Source organism: Mesorhizobium sp. M1A.F.Ca.IN.020.03.2.1 (genome assembly GCF_004023205.1).
In the GTDB taxonomy this organism is placed as follows: Bacteria; Pseudomonadota; Alphaproteobacteria; order Rhizobiales; family Rhizobiaceae; genus Mesorhizobium.
Genome location: NZ_RZSV01000061.1, coordinates 1 through 20,821, shown reverse-complemented (window position 1 = coordinate 20,821; position 20,821 = coordinate 1). Strand labels below are relative to the sequence as shown.

22 protein-coding genes and 2 pseudogenes are annotated in these 20,821 nt (G+C 64.2%); 13 read left to right on the top strand and 11 right to left on the bottom strand.

Features of this window, described 5'->3' with window-relative positions; translation table 11 throughout:
• Positions 1–18: 18 nt before the first annotated feature.
• A complete protein-coding gene (locus tag EOA79_RS32735; RefSeq protein WP_067329484.1) occupies positions 19–378 on the bottom strand; it encodes a hypothetical protein in 360 nt (119 codons plus the stop codon).
• Positions 379–923: 545 nt separating this feature from the next.
• Between EOA79_RS32735 and EOA79_RS12610 the strand changes: the two are divergent.
• From EOA79_RS12610 to EOA79_RS12595, 4 genes and pseudogenes are all read left to right on the top strand, one after another.
• A pseudogene (locus EOA79_RS12610) lies at positions 924–1,342 on the top strand (cupin domain-containing protein).
• A gap of 183 nt (positions 1,343–1,525) precedes the next feature.
• Positions 1,526–2,287, top strand: coding sequence for a copper homeostasis protein CutC (locus EOA79_RS12605; RefSeq protein ID WP_095825629.1), 762 nt, complete (start codon positions 1,526–1,528; stop codon positions 2,285–2,287).
• Between the two features lie 14 nt (positions 2,288–2,301).
• Positions 2,302–2,796, top strand: coding sequence for a GNAT family N-acetyltransferase (locus tag EOA79_RS12600; protein WP_095825709.1), 495 nt, complete (start codon positions 2,302–2,304; stop codon positions 2,794–2,796).
• Between the two features lie 124 nt (positions 2,797–2,920).
• Positions 2,921–3,406 (top strand): SRPBCC family protein, encoded by a 486-nt coding sequence (locus tag EOA79_RS12595; protein WP_095801896.1) that lies wholly within the window; start codon positions 2,921–2,923, stop codon positions 3,404–3,406.
• A gap of 5 nt (positions 3,407–3,411) precedes the next feature.
• On the opposite strand, the gene EOA79_RS12590 is transcribed toward EOA79_RS12595, so the two are convergent.
• The gene (locus tag EOA79_RS12590) at positions 3,412–4,434 is read right to left on the bottom strand and encodes an acyltransferase (RefSeq protein WP_095825630.1); all 1,023 of its coding nucleotides are present in this window, start codon (positions 4,432–4,434) and stop codon (positions 3,412–3,414) included.
• A 294-nt stretch (positions 4,435–4,728) separates the two neighbouring features.
• Here EOA79_RS12590 and EOA79_RS12585 point away from each other — a divergent pair, with 294 nt between their 5' ends.
• From EOA79_RS12585 to EOA79_RS12570, 4 genes are read left to right on the top strand one after another with little or no spacing between them, the layout of a single operon-like run.
• On the top strand, positions 4,729–5,427 hold the full coding sequence (locus EOA79_RS12585) for a fumarylacetoacetate hydrolase family protein (protein WP_095825631.1): 699 nt from the start codon (positions 4,729–4,731) through the stop codon (positions 5,425–5,427).
• Positions 5,424–6,074 carry a maleylacetoacetate isomerase gene (gene maiA, locus EOA79_RS12580; RefSeq protein ID WP_095825632.1) on the top strand — a complete coding sequence of 217 codons (651 nt, stop codon included), beginning with the start codon at positions 5,424–5,426 and terminating at the stop codon, positions 6,072–6,074. The genes EOA79_RS12585 and maiA overlap by 4 nt, the downstream gene beginning before the upstream one ends.
• Complete coding sequence (locus tag EOA79_RS12575) at positions 6,064–6,531, top strand: DUF4262 domain-containing protein (RefSeq protein WP_095825633.1); 468 nt, start codon at positions 6,064–6,066, stop codon at positions 6,529–6,531. Before maiA ends, EOA79_RS12575 begins: the two co-directional genes overlap by 11 nt.
• A gap of 56 nt (positions 6,532–6,587) precedes the next feature.
• A complete protein-coding gene (locus tag EOA79_RS12570; RefSeq protein ID WP_067329463.1) occupies positions 6,588–7,628 on the top strand; it encodes a zinc-dependent alcohol dehydrogenase family protein in 1,041 nt (346 codons plus the stop codon).
• Positions 7,629–7,637: 9 nt separating this feature from the next.
• Here the strand turns inward: EOA79_RS12570 and EOA79_RS12565 are convergent, their stop codons facing one another.
• Positions 7,638–8,501, bottom strand: coding sequence for a DMT family transporter (locus EOA79_RS12565; RefSeq protein WP_095825710.1), 864 nt, complete (start codon positions 8,499–8,501; stop codon positions 7,638–7,640).
• A 102-nt stretch (positions 8,502–8,603) separates the two neighbouring features.
• Between EOA79_RS12565 and EOA79_RS12560 the strand changes: the two genes are divergently transcribed.
• On the top strand, positions 8,604–10,049 hold the full coding sequence (locus EOA79_RS12560) for a PLP-dependent aminotransferase family protein (RefSeq protein WP_095825634.1): 1,446 nt from the start codon (positions 8,604–8,606) through the stop codon (positions 10,047–10,049).
• On the opposite strand, the gene EOA79_RS12555 is transcribed toward EOA79_RS12560, so the two are convergent.
• The 3 genes from EOA79_RS12555 to EOA79_RS12545 all read right to left on the bottom strand — a co-directional run bounded on the left by EOA79_RS12555 (position 10,046) and on the right by EOA79_RS12545 (position 12,523).
• Entirely contained in the window at positions 10,046–10,543 is a 498-nt protein-coding gene (locus tag EOA79_RS12555) for a MaoC family dehydratase (protein ID WP_066999871.1), read from the bottom strand. The two genes, EOA79_RS12560 and EOA79_RS12555, sit on opposite strands and share 4 nt — an antisense overlap.
• 188 nt (positions 10,544–10,731) lie before the next feature.
• On the bottom strand, positions 10,732–11,160 hold the full coding sequence (gene phaP, locus EOA79_RS12550) for a TIGR01841 family phasin (RefSeq protein ID WP_095825635.1): 429 nt from the start codon (positions 11,158–11,160) through the stop codon (positions 10,732–10,734).
• 67 nt (positions 11,161–11,227) lie between these two features.
• The gene (locus EOA79_RS12545; protein ID WP_127245678.1) at positions 11,228–12,523 is read right to left on the bottom strand and encodes a DUF445 domain-containing protein; all 1,296 of its coding nucleotides are present in this window, start codon (positions 12,521–12,523) and stop codon (positions 11,228–11,230) included.
• Between the two features lie 195 nt (positions 12,524–12,718).
• Between EOA79_RS12545 and rirA the strand changes: the two genes are divergently transcribed.
• On the top strand, positions 12,719–13,180 hold the full coding sequence (gene rirA, locus EOA79_RS12540) for an iron-responsive transcriptional regulator RirA (RefSeq protein ID WP_066999863.1): 462 nt from the start codon (positions 12,719–12,721) through the stop codon (positions 13,178–13,180).
• Here the strand turns inward: rirA and EOA79_RS12535 are convergent.
• Genes EOA79_RS12535 through hemP form a run of 5 tightly spaced genes read right to left on the bottom strand, consistent with a single transcriptional unit; the run spans position 13,177 to position 17,303 of the window.
• Positions 13,177–13,965, bottom strand: a complete 789-nt coding sequence (locus tag EOA79_RS12535; RefSeq protein ID WP_095825637.1) for a heme ABC transporter ATP-binding protein — start codon at positions 13,963–13,965, stop codon at positions 13,177–13,179. The genes rirA and EOA79_RS12535 overlap by 4 nt on opposite strands.
• Positions 13,966–13,972: 7 nt before the next feature.
• Positions 13,973–15,073 (bottom strand): iron ABC transporter permease, encoded by a 1,101-nt coding sequence (locus EOA79_RS12530; protein WP_095825638.1) that lies wholly within the window; start codon positions 15,071–15,073, stop codon positions 13,973–13,975.
• Between the two features lie 6 nt (positions 15,074–15,079).
• Complete coding sequence (locus tag EOA79_RS12525) at positions 15,080–15,973, bottom strand: hemin ABC transporter substrate-binding protein (protein WP_095825639.1); 894 nt, start codon at positions 15,971–15,973, stop codon at positions 15,080–15,082.
• A gap of 11 nt (positions 15,974–15,984) precedes the next feature.
• Positions 15,985–17,046 carry a hemin-degrading factor gene (locus EOA79_RS12520; RefSeq protein ID WP_095825711.1) on the bottom strand — a complete coding sequence of 354 codons (1,062 nt, stop codon included), beginning with the start codon at positions 17,044–17,046 and terminating at the stop codon, positions 15,985–15,987.
• A 50-nt stretch (positions 17,047–17,096) separates the two neighbouring features.
• Entirely contained in the window at positions 17,097–17,303 is a 207-nt protein-coding gene (hemP, locus tag EOA79_RS12515; protein WP_066999851.1) for a hemin uptake protein HemP, read from the bottom strand.
• Positions 17,304–17,506: 203 nt separating this feature from the next.
• Here hemP and EOA79_RS12510 point away from each other — a divergent pair, with 203 nt between their 5' ends.
• From EOA79_RS12510 to EOA79_RS12500, 3 genes and pseudogenes are all read left to right on the top strand, one after another.
• Positions 17,507–19,696 carry a TonB-dependent hemoglobin/transferrin/lactoferrin family receptor gene (locus tag EOA79_RS12510; protein WP_128293038.1) on the top strand — a complete coding sequence of 730 codons (2,190 nt, stop codon included), beginning with the start codon at positions 17,507–17,509 and terminating at the stop codon, positions 19,694–19,696.
• 5 nt (positions 19,697–19,701) lie between these two features.
• Positions 19,702–20,139 carry a hypothetical protein gene (locus EOA79_RS12505; RefSeq protein ID WP_095825641.1) on the top strand — a complete coding sequence of 146 codons (438 nt, stop codon included), beginning with the start codon at positions 19,702–19,704 and terminating at the stop codon, positions 20,137–20,139.
• 111 nt (positions 20,140–20,250) lie between these two features.
• Positions 20,251–20,821 (top strand): annotated as a pseudogene (locus EOA79_RS12500) (energy transducer TonB); the annotation flags it as partial.

Here is a 20,821-nt window from a genome sequence, read left to right as displayed (position 1 = left end):
GAGGGCTCCCACTGTGCGCTATGTCAGCCCGATCACGCTGCCTTTCGCGTTCAATTCGCAGCCGACCGGCGCCTGGCGCGTCTCGACGCCGCCTTGATATCCGTAGTCGATGCTGACCTGGACGGGAGCCGATATCCTCTGTCGGCTCAACCGCCGTACGGAACCTGCACTGCTGACGCGCACACTGGTCGCGCCAAACTGAGCTGCGGCCTGCTCGATTGCCTCACGGCAGGCACGAACGATGTTGTCCGGGACACCCGGCAGCACTTCGATTGGATGGACTGCCAGTGGAATGGCGCTGTCTTCGAAGGGCAGCAGGGCGGGCGGAAGGTCGAGCGACCTTCCGCCGTTGCCGGCTACGCCCGCCCTTGACGTCACTGACCCGGTTGTGGTGGGGCTGCTTCCGTCATCGTTAGACGGTGGGGACGGTGGGTCAGACGGCGGACTGCCGCCGGAGCCACCGGGATCGCCGCTAGTTCCGTTGTGCTGACCGTTGTTGCTGCCAGCGCCATGACCTCCGTTATTCCCGTGATCGCCACCAGCGTTATGACCTTGGCCGCGCTCGCCGGCGGCCGCGGCTCCCGCGCAAGCTATCGCGACAGAGCACGCGAACGCGAAACGGACCAAGCTGGATCCCAGATATTGACGCACGGCACCCTCCAAAGGCGCTTCGGCCGGCCGTCCTTCCGCCGCATGCCGTCAGAACGGCGCAGCACCCCCAGGCAACTCGCGACTACGCCAGGGAAACTAACTAGGGGATGATTCCGGTCTATCAAGGGACTGGGTGCGGCAGCACCCAAGTGGGGGGCAGATTTGAAGGACCTGGCAGCTGATAGTTCATACAGCCCGGGAAGCCCAAAATCCTTTCTCCTTGCGAGTCGACAGCGCTTAGGCGATTTTGCCGATCATTTCGGGAGGAAATCGTGCGAAACATTCCGGCATCGGCGCTGCTGCTGGCGGCCGCTTTTTATGCAACCACCGCCGACGCTCTGGACAGTTCGGCCACACCTGTTGTCGTGACGCCATTGGCGTCGAAGACGACGACGGCATCCGGCCAGCCGATCAAGCTGCCGCAGTCCAGGTCTCAGCCTATCAGATCGCGCCCGGCGCGACGCTGCCGGTGCACAAACATCCCTTCCCGCGCTATGCCTATGTCGAGGCAGGCACCCTCAAGGTCACCAATGTCGAGACCGGCAGCAGCAACACTTACAAGACCGGCGATTTCATCGTCGAGATGATCGGCCAGTGGCATCAGGCGACCAATATCGGCAGCGATCCGGTGAAGCTGCTGGTGATCGACCAGGTCGAACAAGGCGCCAAGAACACAATCCTGAAGCAGTAGCGAGGCAACGGGGCTCAGCTGTTCCGCGGTAGGGCGGGCGCTCCAAGTCTTGAGCAATCAATAACTGCGCGCCGAACAAAACCGGAAGCGCAAAGTGACCGCTTCGCTTGCTGGACCGATTGATGCGGCTTTCGCCTCGATCGCCCCAATGCTAGGGCTGCGCTTTCTCTTCAACATGGATGGATGATGGTGACCGCCGCTCAAAGGCCCCTGATCGAACTCTGCGTCGAAGGCATTGACGGGCTGCTTGCCGCGCAGGCCGCCGGCGCCGACCGGGTCGAGCTTTGCGCCAGCCTCGTCGAAGGCGGCATTACGCCGAGCCTCGGCACGGTGCGCGTAGCCCTCGAACGTGCGACCATCCCGTTTCATGTTATCGTACGCCCGCGCGGCGGCGATTTTCTCTACAGCGAGGCGGAATACCAATCGATGCTGGCCGATATCGGCGCGCTGCGCGATCTCGGCGTGGCCGGCATCGTCGTCGGCTGCCTGACCGCTGACGGCGCAATCGATGAAGCGAGAATGAGCGAACTGGTGCGCGCCGCCGGTCCCCTCAATGTCACCTGCCACCGCGCCTTCGACATGACGCGTGACCCGGCCGAGGCGCTCGAAGCGCTGATCCGCTGCAAGGTCGGCCGCGTGCTGACCAGCGGGCAACGCGACACGGCGCTGGAGGGCGTCGATCTGCTCGCGCGCTTGGTTCGCCAGGCCGGCGCACGCATCATCATCCTCGGCTGCGGCGGGCTGGCGCCCGACAATATCGGCGAGGTTCGCCGGCAAACCGGACTGACCGAGATGCATTTCGCCGCGCTTGCCGACGTGCCGAGCGCCATGCGCTACCGCAACCCGCATGTCGGCATGGGCGGCACCGATCTCGATCGCGAGTACCGCAACACGGTGACCGACCAGGACTTGGCGGCGGCAACGATCGCGGCCGCGAGGGTCTGATGCGGGAAGTGACGATGTCGAAAGCTCGCTCGCCGATCGACCGCGTTTCGCCTGCCGACGAGGCCGCCATTCTCGCTCTCAACAACGAGCATGCCGCCGAGTTGTCCTGGCTTGAGCCGGAGCGCCTGTCATTCCTGATCGGGCAGGCTTTCTACACGCGCCGCATCGGGGCGCTCGAAGCCTTCATCATGTGCTTCGATCAGGATGCCAGCTACGAAAGCCCGAACTTCCTCTGGTTTCGTGAGCGCTACTCCCGCTTCGTCTATGTCGACCGGGTGGTGGTCGCGGCCGAAGCGCGCGGCCGCGGCCATGCCCGCCGTCTCTACGAGGATCTGTTCGAGCATGTCAGGCGCGCATGCCACACGATCGTAACCTGCGAGGTCAATGCCGATCCCCCGAACCCCACATCGGATGCCTTTCACGCGGCGCTCGGCTTTGGCGAGGTCGGCGATGCCGTGATCCACGGCGGCAGGAAGTCGGTGCGCTACTACGCCAAGCCGATCGACTAGCGCATGGCCCTGGAAGCCAGAGGCTTCAACCATGAGCCAAACAAGGTCTCATGCGGCCGCCGCACTGGCCACAAACAGAAGCTGCAGCTGATGTATCGTCTTCGCGTGCCGGGGGCGTGACATCATGCCAAGCAACGTCTTCCGCTTCGACGAGAGTTGGAACATTCCCGATGCCACGCCGCAGGAAGTGTGGGACGTTCTGTCCGACGCCGAGTTGCTGCCGCTCTGGTGGGGCGACGCCTACAAGGAAGTCGAGCCGCTCGACAAGAAAGGCAAGGCCGTCGTCGGGTCACGGGCAAGAGCCAGGGCGCGAGGCGCCCTGCCCTACGAGCTGAACTTCATCATCGAGGCCGCGGAGCTCGATCCTGGCCGGCTGGTGGTGGTGAAGACCTTCGGCGATTTCGACGGCCTGTGGCGGGCTGAGCTGTCGCCAGCCGGAAGCGGAACGCATGTGAAGCTCACCTGGCAGGTCATCGTGGAGAGGCCGATCCTCAAACTCCTGGCACCCTTGCTGAGGCCGGCTTTCGCGTGGAATCACCGCTGGACCACACCTCGCGGCGAAGCCGGGCTTCGGCGCTATCTCGCCGCACAAAAAACCGGCAAGGCCTGACCTCCTCACCAATTGCGGTTGAGCCAGCCGCGCGCCGGTTTCTCGACGATGTAGTAGCTCGCCAGGGCGCAGGCGAAGACCGCGGCCAGCATCGGGATCGGCGCCACGTCGCGGTCATAGACGAATTTGTAGAAGGGCTGCTGCCACAGATAGAGCGAGTAGGACCACAGCCCCAGCATCACCATCGGCCGCGATGACAGTAGGCCGGTCAGATAGCCGCCGGCGAAGTCGAGCGTGTTGACGGCGAGCGCCAGCAGCGGCACGCCCAGCAGATAGTGCAAGGGCGTCGGCACCGGATCGAGGAACAGCAAGATTCCCCCCACCGCGGCCGCCAGCGCCAGATGCCGGCTCCTGAGGAATGCCGGCAGGTGTCCATCGGCCTTGAGCAGGCAGATCGCCGCCGACAGCAGGATCGAGGCGATATGCACGTCGGTTCGCCAATAGCTGGTTTCGTAGTCCATGCCGAAGACCCAGTAGGAAATAGCGCCGTTGGCCATAGCGAGCAGCGACAGCATGACAAGCAGGCGCACGACATTCGCGCGCCTGGAAACCGCCACGCTGATCAGCGCCAGGATGACATAAGAATGCTCCTCGATGGCAAGCGACCAGATATGGTCGAGCGCGCCCGCGCGATTGATGAGAATGCCGGCATAGTTGTAGGTGAATGTCAGCGCGGTAAGCGCCGCCTTCCATTTGAAGGCAATGAAGGTGCCGGAGAGCCCGATCATGACGGCAACCACGAACACCAGCAGGGCTGGATAGACGCGGGCGAACCGGCGCTTGAAGAAGTTCTTCAGCGGAAAGCGCTCGACGAACAGGATTTCCCCCATCAGCCGGCCGCTCAGCACGAAGAAGAACTCGACGCCGAGCACGCCGAGATTGATGCCGCGAATCGGAAAGAAATGGCCGATCAGCACGAAGGCGATCGACAGGCCGCGCCAGCCGTCGAGATAGGCCAGCCTTGCCCGTGCCGCCTTGTCGGCTGCGGCCCGCGGCAGGACGCCGGCCGTCGCGGAGATGTCGGTCATGCCCGTCCCTCGCAACTCGAGGTCCCGGCATAGCCGTGCCTGGAACCGCTTCGTTTTCCCCGCCGCAGTTATTTTGCAGTGCGGGATAATCTTGTGCAAGTGCGAAGCAGCGAATTCACAGGCAGTTCCTGCCAACCGATTGCGAACACAAAAGAAAAAGGGGCCGCGGCGGATCCTGCCGCCGCTTGGTGAAGCCGGCATAGTGGGCAATGTTTCGTGGCCTAATGCCTTGCCCGCCTGCCGAAATCGGCCGAATGTGCGGATCGATTTCATAATCCAACGCAGAGACCGCTTATGGCAGACTTCGTCCTCCCTCCGCCCGCGATCGCTTCGGTCGCGGTGACCGGCTCGGCGGAACGGTTTGCCGTGCGCCGCATCTTCTGCGTTGGCCGCAACTACGCGGCGCATGCGCGAGAACTCGGCAATGACGAGCGCGATCCGCCCTTCTTCTTCACCAAGCCGGCCGACGCCGTGGTCGACAGCGGCGCCGAGATCCCCTACCCGCCGCTGACTGGCAATCTCCACCACGAGATCGAGCTGGTCGTGGCGATCGGCAAGGCCGGCTTCCGCATCCCTCGCACCGAGGCGCTCGCGCATGTCTGGGGCTATGGCGTCGGCGTGGACCTCACTCGCCGCGACCTGCAGGACCAGGCGAAGAAAGCGGCCCGCCCCTGGGACTGGTCGAAGGCCTTCGACTTCTCCGCGCCTTGCGGCCCGCTGCTTCCGGTCGCAAGGTCTGGCCATCCCGAAACGGGTCGCATCTGGCTCGCTGTAAACGGTGACGTAAAACAGGACGGCGACCTCGCCGAGCTGATCTGGCCCGTCGCCGATGTCGTCTCGATCTGCAGCGAGTCGGTCGAGCTCCAGCCCGGCGACCTGATCTTCACCGGCACGCCGGCCGGCGTTGGCGCGGTTCAGGCGGGCGACAAGATCACTGGTGGCGTCGACGGCATCGGCGCCGTCGAGGTCACCATCGGGCAGCCGAGGCGATGAGCGACCTCGTCCTCCATAACTATTATCGATCCTCCACCTCATACCGGGTGCGGATCGCGCTGGAGATGAAGGGGCGTACCTACACCTATGTGCCCCACCATCTGCGCCATGGCGAGCATCTCGAGCCCGCCTATCTCGCGGTCAATCCGCAAGGGTTGGTGCCGGCGCTGGTGCTCGACGACGGAACGCTTTTAACCCAGTCGCTGGCGATCATCGAATATCTCGACGAGATCGAGCCCGAGCCGCCGTTGTTGCCCAAGGATGCGCTGGGACGCGCCAGGGTCCGGATGCTGGCGCAGATGATCGCCTGCGACATCCATCCGGTGAACAATCTGCGCGTGCTCACCTCGCTGCGCACCTTGTTCGGCGCCGGCGACGAGGATGTCGTCAACTGGTTCCGGCATTGGGTGAATGAAGGTTTCCAGCCGCTTGAAAAGATTCTGGCCGCCTCGCCCGAGACCGGCAGGTTCTGCCATGGAGATACACCGGGGCTCGCCGATATCTGCCTCGCCGCGCAGGTCACCAACAATGCCCGCTTCGGCGTCGACATGGCGGCCTATCCGGTGATCTCGCGCATCCACGCCGCCTGCATGGCGCTGCCGGCGTTCCAGAAGGCTGCGCCGCAGAACCAGATCGATGCCGAATAGAGAAGCAAGGGATCCCGACGAGGCTAAGACGCTCGCCGATATCGAGGAGTATGGCTGTCATATCCTCTACGTGCTGGAGGACGACGAGCACCCGCCATTCGCTTACTCGGTGGGGATAGAGTACAATTTCAAAGCCCCTGAGCTGGTCGTCATCGGGCTCAAGCCGGAGCTTTCGCAGACCATCAGCAACGAGTATTGCCGACGAGTGCGCAGCGGCGAGAGGTTCAACGTTGGAGAGCGGGCGCCGGGTTTCCTGGGAGGTGGCTTCGACTGTCAATTCGGTGCGGTCCATCCCGACCTTTTCGGTTGGGACCTATGGTTTTACGACGGGCCCGTTTTCCGGATTATGCAGCTTATCTTTCCGACAACCTCCGGTGTTTGGCCATGGGATGCCGAAGCCGGCGAGTGGTTTTGCGAGCGGCAACCATTGCTCGACCAACCACCATTGCCGACTTAGCTTGGGACCTACTACCCAAAACCGTACTGCCTTTGAACTGGATAGAAAGCACTCCCATGAAAGCTGTCGTCTTCGAAAAATTCGGCGAAGCGCCAACAATCCAGACCGTGCCTGACCCCAAGCCGGCGGGGGATGGCGTCGTCATCAAGGTCGAGGCGACCGGTCTTTGCCGCAGCGACTGGCATGGCTGGATGGGTCATGACGACGGCATCACGCTGCCGCATGTCCCCGGCCATGAACTGGCGGGCGTCGTCGTCGCCGCCGGCAAGCAGGTGAGCCGCTGGAAGGCCGGCGACCGCGTCACCGTGCCTTTCGCCGTCGGCTGCGGCCGCTGCTTCGAATGCAACTCCGGCAACCATCAGGTCTGCGAGCACCAGACCCAACCTGGCTTCACGGGGTGGGGCTCGTTCGCCGAATATGTCGGCATCGAGCATGCCGACACCAATCTCGTACGCCTGCCGGACGAGATGGAGTTCGCCACTGCCGCCAGCCTCGGCTGCCGCTTCGTCACCTCCTTCCGCGCCATCGTCGATCAGGGCCGGGTGACGCCCGGCGAGTGGGTGGCGGTGCATGGCTGCGGCGGTGTCGGTCTCTCGGCGATCATGATCGCCAGCGCCATGGGCGCCAATGTCATCGCCATCGACCTCACCGACGAGAAGCTGGAGTTTGCGAAAAGGATCGGGGCGGTCGCGACCATCAACGCTTCGACCACGCCCAATGTCGTCAAGGCCGTCAAGCAGATCACCAACGGCGGCGCGCATATGTCGATGGACGCGCTCGGCCATCCAACCACGTGCTTCAACTCGATCGCCAATCTGCGCCGGCGCGGTCGCCATGTTCAGGTCGGGCTGATGCTGGGCGACCATGCCCGCCCGCAAGTGCCGATGGACAAGGTCATCGCCTTCGAGCTCGAAATCCTCGGCAGCCACGGCATGCAGGCCTACCGCTATTCCGCCATGATGGACATGATTCGCACCGGCAAGCTGAAGCCCGAACTGTTGGTCGGCAAAAGGATCAGCCTCGATGAGGCGCCAGCCGCATTGATGGCGATGGGCGGCTTCGAGGGCATCGGCATCGGCGTGGTGACGAAGTTTTGAGTAGGCTCCCTACCTGGCGAACTTCTTCGCCCCGAACACGCAGGCCACCACGCCGAGCGTGACCACCACCATCAGCGGGCTGACCTGCTCGTGCAGCAGACTCGCCGCGAGCGCCAGGCCGAAGAAGGGCTGCAGCAGTTGCAATTGCCCGACCGCGGCGATGCCGCCCTGCGCCAGGCCGCGATACCAGAACACGAAGCCGATCAGCATGCTGAACAGCGAGACATAGCCGAGGCCGATCCATGCGCCGGAGCCGACAGCGGCAAAAGACGGCGGCAGGGTCGCAAAGCTCAGCGCTAACATGACCGGCAGCGACAGCGCCAAGGCCCAGCAGATCACCTGCCAGCCGCCGAGCTTGCGCGACAGCGCCGCACCTTCCGCATAGCCCAGCCCGCAAGCGATGATGGCTGCGAGCATCAACCCGTCGCCGACCGGTGAGGCGGTCACGCCTTGCGACAGCGCGAAACCCGCGACTAGCGTGCTGCCCAGGCAGGAAAACAGCCAGAAGGCCTGGCGCGGACGGTCGCCGCCGCGCAGCACACCGAAGATCGCCGTCGCCAGCGGCAGCAGGCCGACAAAGATGATGGAATGCGCCGCCGTGACATGTTTGAGCGCCAGCGCCGTCAGGAGAGGAAAGCCGACCACGACGCCCAGCGCAACGACGACCAGCGAGACCAGATCGCCGCGATCCGGGCGCTTCTCGCGGAATAGGAACAGCATTGCGATGCCGAGCAGGCCAGCGATCGCCGCACGGGCCGATGTCAGGAAGGTCGGGTCGAAATCGACCACCGCCACGCGCGTCGCCGGCAACGAGCCGCTGAAGATCAGAACGCCGATGAAGCCGTTGAGCCAGCCGTTGAAACTCTTATCCATCATCCGCTCCGTTTGCGCTTCTGTACCGGCGCAGCGCATGGCGTTGCCAGAGACAATGGGGTACAATTCCGCAAAACTGTATTGGTCGACAGGGAAGTACAGATGGACACGCCCGACCCGAAGGCGACGAATGCCGGAACGCTCGTCGAAGCCGTCATGTCGGCAATCCGGCAGCGGATCGCCGCGCGCATCCTGACGCCGGGCGCGCGCTTGCCTTCGATCCGCGCCTTCGCCGGCACGATGCAGGTGTCGAAGTCTACGGTGGTCGAGGCTTATGAGCGGCTTGCGGCGGAAGGCACGATCCGCTCGCGGCCGGGCTCCGGCTTCTTTGCCGCCGGCCCGCTTGCGCCGCTGTCGCTGGCCGAGATCGGCCCGCGGCTCGACCGCGCCGTCGACCCGCTCTGGGTCTCGCGGCAAGCCCTGGAGGCAGGCGACGATATGCTGAAACCGGGCTGCGGCTGGCTGCCGGCTTCCTGGATGCCTCAGGCCGCGTTGCGGCAAGCACTGCGCGGCGCCGCCCGAGCCGACGATGCGACGCTTGCCGACTACGGCACGCCGCTTGGCCTGCCGGCACTGCGGCAGCTGCTTGCCCGCCGCCTGTCGGCGCACGGCGTCGAGGCTTCGCCGGACCAGATCATGCTCACCGAGTCCGGGACGCAGGCGATCGACCTGGTGTGCCGCTTGCTCCTCGAGCCGGGCGATGCGGTGCTGGTCGACGATCCCTGCTATTTCAACTTCCATGCGTTGCTGCGCGCGCACCGCGCCAAAGTGGTCGGTGTCGCGATGACACCCTCAGGGCCCGATATCGACCTCTTCGCGCAAGCGCTCGCCGAGCACAAGCCGCGCCTCTACATCACCAATTCCGCGCTTCACAACCCGACCGGCGCGGTGCTCTCGTCGCTTATAGCGCACCGGCTGCTCAAGCTTGCCGATCAATCGGATCTCGCCATCGTCGAGGATGACATTTTCGCCGATTTCGAGCACACGCCGGCGCCGCGGCTGGCGGCCTTCGATGGCCTCGGCCGCGTCGTCCAGATCGGTTCCTTCTCCAAGACGCTGTCGGCTTCGGTGCGCTGCGGCTTCATCGCCGCGCCCCGCGACTGGATGGAACGGCTGATTGACCTCAAGATCGCCACCACTTTCGGCGGCGGGAGGCTCTCCTCGGAACTGGTGCTGACTCTGCTGAAGGACGGCAGCTACCGCAAGCATGTCGAGCAGTTGCGCACCCGCCTGTCGCGCGCAATGGCCGAAACAGCCGGCAGGCTGAAAGCAATGGCCGTTATGCCCTGGATCGATCAGGCGGCCGGTATGTTCCTGTGGTGCCGCCTGCCCGACGGCATCGACGCCGCCGATGTCGCCCGCCATGCGCTGGCGGATAATGTCGTGCTGGCGCCCGGCAACGCCTTCAGCCTGTCGCACTCCGCCGGCCGCTTCATGCGTTTCAACGTCGCCCAATGCGCGGATGAGCGCAGCTTCAGGGTGCTTGAAAGTGCAATGGCGGCGTCCCGCCGCAAAGCCGCATCGCAGCCCGGCAGCGGCAGAGCTTAGGCGCCTGCCCGCTTGCGGCGCTCATACATCATCACCAGCGTCTCGGCAGTCAGCGCCGGCTTCTGCTCGCCCTCGATCTCGACGGTGTTCGCGGCCTTCATCAGATATTGGCCGGGGCCGCGGTCTTCCATGGTGAGCAGCGTCGTGCGCAGCCGGATACGTGCGCCGGACTTCACCGGCGCCAGGAAGCGCACTTTGTCGAAGCCATAGTTGAAAGCGGCTTGCGTGTTTTCCGGCACGATGCCCATTTCCAGCGCCAGCGCGCCGATGATCGACAGCGTCAGATAGCCATGCGCGATCGTAGTGCGGAACGGGCTCTGCCGCTTCGCGCGCTCCGGATCGACATGTATCCACTGGTGGTCGCCCGTGCATTGGGCGAACTGGTCGATGCGCTGCTGGTCGACCGTCGTCCAGTCCGACACGCCGATCTCCTGGCCGGCCATTGTCCGCAACTGTTCAAAGGTCGGCGGCGTCCTCGGCCGATTTTCCGTCATTCCTGCTTTCCTGCTGGCTTCTGCCAATCTCCCGACCATGAACCGGCGGCTCCTGTCAATTCGCGGCGCCTCGATTTCACCCTCAGAGTTGACGGTTTTACGGCAAGCCGCGAACGCGCAGCCGCACGCGCCGATTGCTCAGCCGCCTGAACCCGATCCGGAAAACCCGAATAGGCGTCCTGGATTGCTCACTTCCCGTCGTAGCCGGCCCGGATTTCCGCCATCGCGTCCTTGATCCTGTCGCGCAGGATTTCGACCGATTCGGTGCCGGATTTCCGAACCAGGTCGGCGACCTCGCCGGCATTCTTCAGCGTTGTCTCGAAGGATTTCCTGGCGAAATCCACCTGCTTCGTCATCAACTCCTGCGGATTGCCCGGAGGCTGGTAGTTGCGTGCCATCCGGGTAATTTCGCCGAGCGCCTCCTGCACCATTTCGTGCTGTCTCGACAGAATGGATGACGCGCCGGCGGCGCTTGCCCGGGCCGACTTCTCCAGAGCCTCGAGATTCCTGCGGTGGTGATCGAGGATCGCCTGGATGTCGACCTTCGGCAGCTTCAAGTCGCGGCCGAACCTGCTGAAGATGTCCAGAAAAGAGTCGGATTCCGGTTGACTTGCCATGTCGTCGCCTCCCGATCTGCCGCTCTTACAGCGCCCACTAGGGAGAATAGTGCGCGCCCGGTCCGCGTCAATTGAGGAGAAGCAGCCGCTCCGCCGTATAGAGTGCCAAGCCGGCCAGACCGCCGATCACCATGCCGTTGAAGCGGATATACTGCAGGTCCTTGCCGATATTGATCTCGATCAGCCGCGTCAGCTGGGCCAGATCCCAGCGCTTGACCTGATCGGCGATGAATTTCGACACGCCGCTCTTCTGGCTTTCGACGAAGGAGGCGAGCGCCACAACAAAACCCTGGTTCATGTCGGCCCTGATCTGGGCATCGTCGGCCAAATGTCGTCCGACCTCGACGAACAGGTTGGCGAGGTGCTCGCGAATCGTCGAATTGGCCGCGTTGGCGTCCTGCTCGATGAACAAGCGCAGGCTTGCCCAAGTGTCGCCGGCGAGAGCCCTGACTTCCGGACGGCCCAGGAAATCGCGCTTCAGCTTTTCGGCGCGCCTTGCATATTGCTTCGAGGTCCTGAGCCGCTCGACGAAGCGAAGTACGAAACGGTCGAACTCGGCGCGCCCCGGATGATCGGGATCGGCCCGCACCTCCTCCAGCAGCAACCCGGCGGAAGCGACAATCTTCTTGAGCAGATAGGCGTCGGCGCGAAACAGGTTGAACAGCGACGGCAGTTCCTCACGGATCTTTTCGCGCATCGTCGCCAGCGCCTTCTCGTCGTTCAGGAAGCGCCCGACCACCCTGGTGAACTCGTCGAACAGTTTCTGGTGGCGCCGGTCGTCGGTGAGCGCCGACAACAGCTCCGCGGCTAAAGGCGCCAGCGGCACTTTTTCGATCTGCTCCAGCAAGCGGCTGGTGACGAAGTCGCGCAGCCCGGACTGCTCCACGGCGGTCAGCGTCTGCGGCACCAGGCGGGCGACGAATCGCGACAGGTCGGCGGCGCGTTCGGCGTCGGCCAGCCAGTCGGCGACGAGGGCGGCAAAGTCGACCTCGGCGAGCTTTTCCCGCACGGGCTCCGGCGCAAGGAAATTGGCCTCGATGAACCGGCCGAGATTGTCGGCGATGCGGTGCTGGTTCTCAGGAATGATGGCCGTGTGCGGGATCGGCAGGCCGAGCGGGCGCCTGAACAACGCCACGACCGCATACCAGTCGGCCAGCCCGCCAATGATCGCCGCCTCGGCGAACGCGGCAACAAAGCCGAGCCACGGATGGGTGATCTCTAAAGACTTGGCGAGCGCGAAGACAAGGATGCACAGGCCAAGCGCCGCGGCGGCGACGAACTTGGTCCGCCGCAATGCCGAGAGCTTTGCCTGCGCATCGGCGTCGAATCGAACCGGCGCGAGGGCCTGAGCTGATTGTGACATGGAAAGGCCTTCCCTATTGCACCCGGACTTATCTAGGGCCTGCGCCGGGGAAACGCTCGCTCAAAGCGCATTGCGGCGCGATGCGGCGGACACGCACAAAAAGTTGATAAGTTTATTCAGCTATGTAGCGGTCCAGTCTGGAATTGTTCCAAACTATGGGCCATATTCGGCCCAAGCTCATTTCGCGAGGATACCATGCGGCTCACGCGCCAGACGAACTATGCGATGCGCATACTGATGTATTGCGCCGCGAACAGCGACCGCCTGAGCCGCATCCCCGAGATCGCCACCGCCTATTCGGTTTCGGAGCTGTTTTTGTTCAAGATCCTGCAGCCGCTGGTCGAGGCCGGCCTGGTCGAGACGGTGCGCGGCCGCAATGGCGGCGTCAGGCTCGGCCGCCCGGCGGAGCAGATCAGCCTGTTCGACGTCGTGCGCGTCACCGAAGAGAGCTTCGCCATGGCCGAGTGCTTCGAGAACGACGCCGCCGAATGCCCGCTGGTCGACAGCTGCGCCTTGAATTCGGCACTGCGCGAAGCGCTCAATGCCTTCTTCGCCGTGCTCTCCCGCTACACGATCGCCGACCTCGTCGCCGCGCGCCCGAATGTGCGCCACCTGCTTGGCATCGATCTCCTGGAGCAGCGCGCCCCGGCTGCCTAAGCTGCCGATTGCGGCAACACGAACGGAACGCTTCCAGCAGGCAGTGCGCCGACCTTGAGCCGGCAGTCGAACACCTTTTCGATCAGCTCGTCATTGAGCACCTCTTGCGGCGAGCCGGCGGCAGCCAGTTGGCCACGAGAGAGCACGAAAATCCGGTCGGCATACATGGCCGTCAGATTGAGGTCGTGCAGGATCGCCACCACGCCGCCGCCGCGCCGCGCGAAATCGCCCGCAATATTCATGATGATCAGTTGGTGCTTGACGTCGAGGCTGGAGACAGGCTCGTCGAGGAAAAGGTAGCGCGGCTTGCCCTCGAGCACCGGCGCCCAGACCTGGCAGAGCACACGGGCAAGCTGGACGCGCTGCTGCTCGCCGCCTGAAAGCTCCTGGTAGAAGCGGCAGGCAAAGCCGTCGAGATCGACACGCGCCAGCGCCCGCTCGGGCAAGCGCGCATCCTCGCCGGGCAGCACCCCGGAACGCCCGCCGATCAGGCCGAGACGAACGATCTCTAGCACCGTGAAGGGAAAGGACAGCGTGGTGGACTGCGGCAGCACGGCGCGATGCGTCGCTGCCTCCACCGGCTTCATGGAAACCAGGTCTCGGCCATTGAGGATGACAGTGCCGGTATAGGAGAGCTCGCCCGTCAGCGCCTTGAGCAGCGTCGTCTTGCCCGAGCCATTGGGCCCGACGATTGCCGTTACCTCGCCCGGCCGCGCCGTGAAATCGACATGCGAGACGATGCGCCTGGAGCCGATCGCTACGGAGATGTCCCGGGCTTCGATCATCGGCTGCTCACAGATCAATGACGCCGCGCTTGCGCAGCAGGATCCACAGGAAGAACGGCGCGCCCGCCACTGCCGTGACGATGCCGATCGGCAGTTCGGCCGGAGCGACGATGGTGCGGGCGACCGCGTCGGCAAGCAGAAGCAGCGAGGCGCCGAGCAAGGCCGAGGCCGGCAACAGGTAGCGGTTTTCCGGACCGATGGCGAGGCGCAACAGATGCGGCACGACGATGCCGATGAAGCCGATGCCTCCGCTGACGGCGACCGACGCACCGACCGCCGCCGACACGCCGACGATGGCCGTGTATTTCAGCCGCTGGACCGGAATGCCGAGATGGCCGGCGGTCGCCTCGCCGAGCGCCAGCGCATCGAGGCCGCGCGACAGAAACGGCATCGTCGCCAGTGCCAGCAAGATCACCGGTCCGACCGTGCCGATTTTCGGCCAAGTGGCGCCGCCAAGCGAGCCGAGCTGCCAGAAGGTGAGGTCGCGCAATTGCCTGTCGTCGGCCACGAAGACCAGTATGCCGGTGAGCGCCATGGCAAGGGCGGCGATCGCCAGGCCGGCGAGCAGCATCGTGGCGACTGACGTCCGGCCGTGGCGCGTCGCAATGGCATAGAGCAGCAGCGTCACCGCCAGGCCGCCGAGGAAGGCTGCCAGCGGCAGGCCGAGCGTGCCAAGGGCGAGCGTGACAGGCGCAAGCCAGGTTGTGCCGAGCACGATGATTGCCACCGCGCCAAGGCTCGAGCCGGCCGAAACGCCGATCAGGCCGGGATCGGCGAGCGGGTTGCGGAACAGTCCTTGCATCACCGCGCCGGAGACGGCGAGCGCGGCGCCGATCAGCACGCCGAGCAGCACGCGCGGCATGCGGATGTCATAGACGATCAGCCGGTGGCGCGCGGCGAGCGCCGTATCGGCCGGCACGCCTCCGGTCAGCCAGTCGCGGATGACGCGAACGGCGGACGCGTCCGAAGCGCCCGAGGTCAGCGACAGGAATATGGACAGCGCAAGCGCGACAGACAAAAGCAGGATGACGATCCTTGCCCGCGCCGAGCGGTCGCCATCGGATGCCCTCACCCTGCCCGCCGGCCCCGCAATCGACTGTTCGGCCATCACCGCTCAGTCCGTGACCTGATTGCCGTAAAGCGAGACGGCGAGGTCGTGGATGGCCGCGGCCGTGCGCGGCCCGAAGCCCAGCAGGTAGCCGCCATCCATGCTGATCAGCTTGCGGGCAGCTCCCGCGGGCGTCGAAGCGATCGATGGATTGGCGAACAGCTCATCTTCCGAGATCGGTGGACCGGCGTTTTTCATGGTCAGGAGCACATCCGGCCTTGCGGTGACGATCGCCTCGTCGGACAGCTGCTTGTAGCTCGAAAAACCCTCGACCGCGTTGACGGCGCCGGCAAGCCTGATGATGCCGTCGCCGGCCGTATCGCTGCCCGCGGCCAGGATCTTGCCGCCCTGCATCGACAGCACGAACAGCACGCGCTTGCGCTCCTTGATCGCGGCCGTCTGCTTTTCGGCCGACTTCAGCTTCGCGTCCGTCTCCGCAGCGAGCTGCTCCGCCTTAGCCTCAACTCCCAGCGCCCTCCCGACGGTGCGGATCTTTTCGAGGATGCCTTCATGGCTGTAGCGCTCCGGCACCTCGATAAAGGGCACGCTCGATTTCTTCAACACGTCGACGGTTTCCTTCGGGCCGCTGCCATGCAGGGCTAGAATCCCCGATGGATTGACCGACAGAACGCCCTCCGGCGACAGCGCGCGCATATAGCCAACATCAGGCAATTTCTGCGCGGCTTGCGGGAAAGAGCTGGTCGAATCACGGGCGACGAGATGACCTTCCTCGCCGAGCGCATAGACGATCTCGGTGATCGAGCCGCCGATGGAGGCAATCCGCGAGGTGTCGGAGAAGACGGCCCTACCTTCATCGGCTCCGGCAGGCAGAGCGGCGGCGGCAAGCAGAACGCCGACCAGCAGCGCAAGCCCAGAGCGGAAACGGTGAACGACACGCATCGAGTCTCGCCTCATGCAGCGGTCGGGCTGGGGATGCGGGGCAGGTTCTCGGCCAGGAGGCGCCAGTCTTCGCGCTCGCCCTCGCCTTCATGGCGCTTGCCGAAGAACTGGATGATCATGCCCCCCTTGGCGTCATAAGCCTCGAGCGACGTGACATGGCCATCCTTGGTCGGTTTGCGCACCGCCCAGACTTCATGGATGTGATCGGTCCTCAGATGCAGGTGGAAGGTCTCGTCGAGCACGTTGATCCACGGTCCCATCGGCTTGACCGACTTGATCGGGCCGGAATGGATCTGGATGCAGCCGCGGTTGCCGACGAAGCACATGATCGGCATCTCGCCTTCCGCCGCGTGGTGAAACATGGCGCTGACGGCATCATTGTCGAGCAGCCATGCATAGTCCTGGCCGACCATGCGCACCGCCTCACGGCGGCTGAGCTTCAGGGTCTTCAGCATGCCGAAGAACTGATGCACGTCGGTCATCCGGCTCCAGCGGTCGCGGAGGTCGTCGATGCTGGCTACCAAGGCTTGCACCTCCACTTCGTCCTCCGGCGCGCTTGAGGCGATTGCGATCGTCGGCTCCTGGTTCGACGATTCAAGGCTCGCCATCAGCTTCTGGTAAGCATAGAGGTTCGAGGCTGCCCGCAGATGCACCTTGTGAACGGCCTCGCCGGCCGCATCGAAGAACTGCAGGCTGCGGCGGATCTCGCCCCCGTCGCGTTTCTCGACGGCAAAGCCATGTGCCCACACTTTCGGGAAGATGCGCAGGTCGATGTTCTCGCCGAGCACCATGGCGTTGTGATTGCCAGTGACGACCTTGTCGTAGACGCCGATCTTTTCGTGCACGGCGCTTTCGTTGCGGGTCAGCGCCATCACTTCGCCGACCGCTTCGAGGCCGCTCAGCAAGTCATTGACGCGCGGCTCGACGCGCACGGCGCCATGGCCGCAATGTGCCGCGACCAGCTCTGCTTCCGAAATGCCGAGTTGGGCCGCCAAATCGCGCTCGCGCATCTTCGGATTGTCTTCCCGCGAACCCCGGATCTCGTCCGGCGACGGCTTCACGCGTTGGTCCATATCGTCCACCTGCCCACTTTTTGTCTGCCCTGTTCGTCTGCCGATCGTGCTTACTTGTTGAGGATCAGCTTGCCCTGGCGGGTGATCTTCAGACGGTAGAGAGCACCATGATGTTCGATGCCGATCTCATGCTCGCCCTGGAACAGCGCGTTGCTGGAGAGCGTGCGCACTGACATCGCCACGCGGTCAAAACGCGCGGGCACGTCGTCGGAGCGGCGGCCGCGGTAGCGAAAGTCGCTTGGGTTATGGCTGTTCATCTCATTCGGTCCCTTTTTCCTGTGCCGGCCACCGGGCTGGTCGCCTCGTCAAATGCCGATTAAATTCTTGACTCGATTTCTCATGTTTACTAGTCGTGCATTACCGGACTAAATGAGTCAACATTTAAGACGCCGGACGCGATCAAAAATGCGAGCGAGCCCCGCGCCAGCCAGCATCGAGCCTGAGAATCTGGAGTTGGGGCATGGGGTTGGTGAATTGGGGACGGCCGACAGATCGGCCGATGGCGAAGGAAATGGCGGCCTTGCTGGCTGGCGCGGCGGCAATCGCGCTCTGTATGCCGGCGGCCAAAGCGCAACAGGCCACCCAGCCGGCGGCTGACCAGCAGAGCGACCAGACAAAGAAGACTGACCAGAAAAGTGCAGGCGACTCGACGCTGCTCGACAAGATCCTCGTCATTAGCCGCACCGGCGAGACGGCGATCCAGTCGCTGGCCTCGGCCAGCCATGTCGACAAGGAACAGCTTGAGCGCCGCATGGCAACGACGCCGACCGAGATGCTGCTTGGCGTGCCGGGAGTTGCAGTGCAGGCCGACGCGCGACGCGTCAGCTCCAGCATCAACATCCGCGGCCTGCAGGACTTCGGCCGCGTGGCGGTGATCGTCGACGGCGCCAGGCAGGATTTCCAGCGCTCCGACCACGGCACGCAGTCGACCTTCTATGTCGATCCCGAGCTCATCAAATCCGTCGACGTGATCCGCGGCCCGGTCGCCAACACCTATGGCTCCGGCGCCATCGGCGGAGTGGTGTTCTTCGAAACCAAGGACGCCGGAGATTTCCTCAAGCCGGAGGAAAGCTGGGCGGCTTCCGCCACCGGTCGCTATGAAACGAATGGCAAGGGCTGGACCACCAGCGCTAGCGGCGCCTATCGCTTCAACGAGAACTGGGACGTTTTGGGCAACATCGTCTACCGCCACTACGGCGACTACAAGAACGGTGGCGGCGACACCGTTGCCGGCACCGGCTTCGACGTGCTGAGCGGCCTGCTCAAGACCACCATTCGCCCGACCGAGAACAGCGAGTTGAAGCTCGGCTGGGTCGGCTCGAAGGACGGGTGGACAGAGACCAGTGGCGGCGTTCCGGCCAACGATGTCGACCTGAAATCGAATACCTTCACCGCCCGCTACAACATCACCGACGATGCCAAAAGCTGGCTCGATCTCCACATCAACGCCTCTTCCAACAAGACGCTTCTCGATCTGACGACGCTCGTCCCGCAGAACCGTTTCGATCCGACGACCGGCCTGCCCGTGGTGCTGCCCGCCGGGTCGCTCTCGACTTTCGATGTCGGGACGACCGGCATCGACATATGGAACACGTCGCGATTCGAGACCGCCGGCATTGCGCATGAGTTGACTTACGACGGTGACTGGGTCGGCGACGACGTCGAAACCGGGGGCACAGCCGGCGGCGACAGCTTCTACACGCCGTCAGGTAAGCGCAACGTCTCCGGCGCCTATGTCCAGGACAAGCTGACCTGGGAATGGCTGGAGGTCATCACCGGCCTGCGCTACGACAGGTACAGCCTGAAGGACTCCGAGCACGAGACATCAGGCGACCGGCTGTCGCCGCGCATCACCGTCGGCGTATCGCCCTTCGAAAGCGCTGACCTCGCCGGCCTGCAGTTTTACGGCACCTATGCGGAAGGCTACCGCTCACCCTCGCTGACGGAGACGCTGATCAGCGGTAACCATCCGGCCGGCGTCACCTTCCCCTTCCTGCCCAATCCAAATCTCAAGCCTGAGACCGGCAAGACCGTCGAGTTCGGCGTCAACTACAAGCAGAACAACATTTTCGAAGGCGGCGACGCTCTGCGGCTCAAGGCCGCCTATTTCAACAACAATGTCGAAGACTATATCGACGGCGTCACGCTGTCGGCCTTCGACCCGACCAGCGGCTGCCCGTTCGGCCCCGGCATCCCGATCTGCTTCCAGTACCAGAACTTCGCCAAGGCCAAGATCAACGGTTTTGAACTGGAAAGCGTCTATGACGCCGGCTGGGGCTATGCGGGCTTCTCAGCCTCGATCATCAACGGCCACACCATCTCGTATGAGGGCGAGCGGGCCGACCTTGCCACCATTCCCTCCTCGCAGGTGACGGCGCAGCTCGGCCTTCGCTTCCTCGAGGACAGGCTCACCGTCGGCGGTGAAGTGCAATATAACGGCAAGCCCAAGGGCAATCCGGTGGCCAAGGACTATACGCTGGTCAATGCCTTTGCCAGTTACCAGGCGACCGACAACCTCAAGCTCGACGTCCGCGCCGACAATCTGTTCGATGTCAAATACACCAATCCGCTCAACGCAAGCACGACTGCCGTCCTCTATGAACCGGGCATCACGCTGAAGCTTGCGGCAACCATGTGCTTTGGAGGCTGAGAACCATGAACTTGACGACGTCGCTCCGTCTCTTGACCTCGGCGCTGGCGATGTCGCTCGGCCCGGTGCCGGCGCGCGGCCAGTCCGCGCCAGCGCCGGCCCTTAATCTCGAACTCAACGCCGTGCAGCCTTCGGACAAGGGCTGCCGGCTGACGTTCGTCGTCAACAACGCGCTCGGCGCCGACCTGTCGAAGTCCGCTTTCGAAATCGCGCTGTTCAAGGAGTCCGGCGTTGTCGACCGCCTCACCGTGCTCGATTTCAAGGACCTGCCGGTCGGCAAGACGAAAGTCACGCGCTTCGATCTCGCGGGCGCCGACTGCGGCAAGCTCCGCCGCGTGCTGATCAACAGCGCGACGGAATGCGCTGGAACCGGCGTCGAGCCGACGGCCTGCATGCGCGACCTGAAAACCTCGACTAAAACCGCCATCGCCTTCGGCGTATAGAGGTGGGGATTGCATCCGGCCCGCCAGGAGATGCCATGGCGTGGGCCATGGGCGGCAACCGATCTTGATTTGACAATTTCTTATCGCGTACGGCAGGTCTCGGCGCGAGACATGCAGGACATCAATCACTCCTCCGATGCAGGCAGCGAACCGGCGATCACGCCGGCCGAGCCGCTCATGCAGCCGCGGCAATCGGTCGGGCATCGCAAATGGCCGGTGGCGATCATCGCTTCCGGCCTGCTCCATGGCGCTGCGGCGGCCGCGTTCCTGCTCGCGCCTGCCGGGATATTCGACTCCATGGACGCGATTCGGGCCGAGGGCACAGATCAGTCCGGCGCCAACGTCACCGGCAGCGCCCTGGACGACCAGTCGTCCGGCGCCGTGGATGTCACCTTGGTGCCCGATCCGCAGCCGGTGAAACGCCAGTCCGCGCAGCCCGCTCCGCCGGTCGAAGCGCAGGAACCAGCAAGCGAGCCTCCGACGCCTCAGCTTCCGCCGCAGGCTGTCAAGGAAGCCACTTCCGCGCCGGATATCGTGGCGGCCACCAGCCCACGCCAGGATGACCAGAGTGTCCGCGACGACAGCAAACCTACCCCCGCGACCGAACTGCAAAGCGCTGAAGCCCCCCTTGACGAGCCTCAACAGCCACCGGTCCCCAGTGCGACATCAAGCGCCCCAGCCC